This window comes from Caldanaerobacter subterraneus (assembly GCF_004345675.1).
Classification (GTDB): domain Bacteria; phylum Bacillota; class Thermoanaerobacteria; order Thermoanaerobacterales; family Thermoanaerobacteraceae; genus Thermoanaerobacter; species Thermoanaerobacter subterraneus.
In genome coordinates this window covers 1-3,294 of record NZ_SLWU01000062.1, presented here as the reverse complement: position 1 = coordinate 3,294, position 3,294 = coordinate 1, and the positions used below count along the sequence as shown (strand labels likewise).

1 protein-coding gene and 1 pseudogene are annotated in these 3,294 nt (G+C 35.7%); one reads left to right on the top strand and one right to left on the bottom strand.

Annotation, left to right across the window (positions count from 1 at the left end):
* Positions 1 to 1,574, top strand: a pseudogene (locus EV203_RS13165) (PKD domain-containing protein); the annotation flags it as partial.
* Positions 1,575 to 1,660: 86 nt separating this feature from the next.
* Here EV203_RS13165 and EV203_RS13160 read toward each other — a convergent pair.
* A complete protein-coding gene (locus EV203_RS13160) occupies positions 1,661 to 3,094 on the bottom strand; it encodes an ATP-binding protein (RefSeq protein ID WP_019907156.1) in 1,434 nt (477 codons plus the stop codon).
* Positions 3,095 to 3,294 lie beyond the last annotated feature (200 nt).

Genomic DNA, 3,294 nt, shown 5'->3' with positions numbered 1-3,294 from the left:
CAATTGAGATAAAAACCTACTACAATGACCCAGAAAATGATCCAAAATATCAAGAAAGATGGATGTACCTGCATGACCCGAATTACTTTGAAAACAGCTTAGGACTTGCAAGCTTTAATGGAAAATATCTAGATGTGCCTGTAACTGTCTTTGATAAGGTTGGGAAATATGAAGTGGAGTATCAGGCAAGAGATAATCCAAAGGATGATGATAGATTTGACAACTACAGGCTGTGGAGCTATAAGCCTTTAAGCACGATGTATATTTACGTTCACAGAACACCTATTGCGCAGTTTGCTGTGACTATGACCCCAAGCGGTTCAAACTACATTGTCTCAATTACAGACCAAAGCTACGACCTAGATCATATGTCACTGCCTAATAAAGGCATACAGGCGTGGGAGTGGAAGTGGAAGGAAGTAAATGAAACCACATGGCATGATGGTAAAATGTCAGGGACATTCCCTGTAGGAAAAACTTATCTAGTGTACCTTAGGGTACAGGATTTAGAAGGAGCATGGAGTGAGCCAAAAGTACAGACAATAACGACGCAGAATATAAATTTACCGCCTGTTGCACAGTTTACTGTGAATCCAATTGTCCAAGTTGTGAATAATAAGACAATAACAATAACTGATCAAAGCTATGACCCAAATGGAGATCCTATTGCGGAACGGCAGTGGAGAGTGCAGAAACCCGATGGAACATGGATAAACTACGGCAGCACTGTACCTAACAATATACCTTCATTAGGAATTGGAACATATACAATAGAGCTTAAGGTTAGGGATAATCCTCGGGTTGGAACACCACTCTGGTCAGAGCCCTATACTCAAGCCGTGACCATAATACCCGAAAACAATAAGCCTGTGGCTAGATTTACAATTAGTCCGAATCCAGTAGTAGCTGATGAGCACTTTACGATCACAGACCAGAGCTATGACCCTGACGGTGATCTAATTGTAGCAAGAGAATGGAAAGTACAGAAACCTGACGGGACATGGGTAACAATAAATCAATGGAAGCCTACTTTTGAGGAAATGGGACTTGGAGATGATGGAACATACAAGATACAGCTGAGAGTATTGGATGACCCAACAGGCAGGAATCCAAACCTCACACCAATGTGGTCAGATCCTTACACAGTTACAGTACAAGTTCAAGGAAAGCTTATTGTTATTGGAAGTTCAAACAAGACCACATACAAAGCAGGAGAAGCGATGATTCTATATGCCCGAACTGAAGGAAAGGCATACCGTGTAGAGGCAAGAATGTGGTACCCAAAAAATGAATTTACTTCTTCCAATGTGACCACTTTAGTGCCTGATATACCTTTAACCACTCCACCGCAGGATGTGATGACATGGCATACTAAACACACCAAAGATGAAGGAAGAGATGTTGTGGTAATTATTCCTAAAAATATGCCTGACGGTACTTACAAGATAGTGTTTACGGCTTATAAGCAGCTGGCAGGCGGAGGAATAAAAACAGCTACAGATACTATTACCGTTAGAGTGAAAGGTTCAATATACGACAATTCAAAATCACAAATCATTGGTCCTAAATTTTGATATGAAGGCCCTGTATAGAGCAGTTACTCTATACAGGGCATATTTTTTATTTCATTCATACTCCAATTTTCAATTAAATGAATAAGTTATCGTCTCCCAAATAAATACATAAATGCATAAGCAGGAATTTTTATTATTGGTACCTTTGTAGAAATCTTAACTTTTCCATAATCTTCTGGTCTTTTTGTTACTAATACTGCTGAAGCAATATTTTTTTCCTTTTGACTCATCTCAACGATAGCTTCATTTTCAGAAAGTGTTGTATCTTCTCTGAATTTCACTTCAATTAAGGATTTACTATGTGGGAATTCAACAACTACATCAATTTCTTTTTGATTATCAGAAGATTTTCTAAAATAGCCTATTCTAGCATTTGTTTGCAAGTAAAAATTATAGATATGTTTAAAAATTGCTGTCTCAACCGTTATTCCAAGTTCCTTACTGTCTAAGAGTATATTGTCTATCATCAAAACTGCATTTCTCAAAGCAGGATCAGAGACGTAAATTTTTGGTTTTGCTTTTAAAACTTTTTTCCCACCTAATTCTATGGGTAAACTTTTGTAAATTAAATTCGCATTTTCTAGAAGATGAATATAGTTTTCTACCGTTACCGTTGAAACATCTCCAATTTCTTTACTTATCGTTGAAATATTTATAACACTTGCAGAATTGAAGCATAAGTATAAAAATACCTTTTCTAATACCGCTAAGTTTCTTACATTAAATAAAGAAGGTATATCTCTTTTAATAACTTTGTCAACCACATCTTCTCTTAATATTCTTTGCACTAAAAACTGATCTTCTGAGAATACAAATTCGGGGAATCCCCCTATTGTTAAATACTTATTAAAATACTTTTGCAAGGGCATAAGTAAAAATATAAGCTCACTTAATTGAGACTCATTTAAATTTGAAATTTCGTTTAAATCTAAATCGGGTAAGTTATTTGGTCTTTCTGGGACTCCAAGTATTTCACAAAATTCATAAAAAGAAAGAGTAGGTACAGAAATAACAGTCCACCGACCAACACCACTTTCTTTTGTACCTTCAATAAGTGCAGGAGAAGCTGAACCTGTGGCAATAATTCTCCAGTTTGGTTTGGTGTCATAATAGACTTTTAACCATCTGTCCCAATCACTTGCATATTGAATTTCATCTAGAAATATATAAGCTTCCTTTTCTTGATTTATGGCTGTTTCATAAAGGTTAATAATTTGGTCGAAGGAACTTAATTTAAATAAAGGATGATCAAAAGATACATATAATATTTTTTTTGGGTGCACTTGATTTTTTAAAAGGGTTTCTATCATTTGATATAAAATTGTGGTTTTACCAACACGGCGTGCGCCTGAAAGTATAACATATCTTCTAATGGCTGGATGCATTAGTAATTCGAATGCTTGATGATAGACTACTCTCTTTACGGGTTTAGACAGATCTTGAGGGAAATATCCTTCCCTCCACCATGGGTTATAAGAGTATAAAATCCTTAATATATTCTCTGAGCTTGTAATAGACATTTTTTCACCTCCCACTTATAATATTATAACACATACTTTATGTTTTTATACAAAAAATATAAAGTATACTTTATATTTTATAGATAATTTTTTAAACCGCATTTTAAATTTAGTGATATTAGTTGAAAAGACGTTCTTTTTTTGTTTGCCCCCGCGTCACAGATTATACGCCTGCTCGCCTTACGGTCAAGGGGCAAGCC

Coding starts and splice junctions, on each gene's coding strand:
- EV203_RS13160 (WP_019907156.1), bottom strand. CDS start 3,094: ATGTCTATTACAAGCTCAGAGAATATATTAAGGATTTTATACTCTTAT.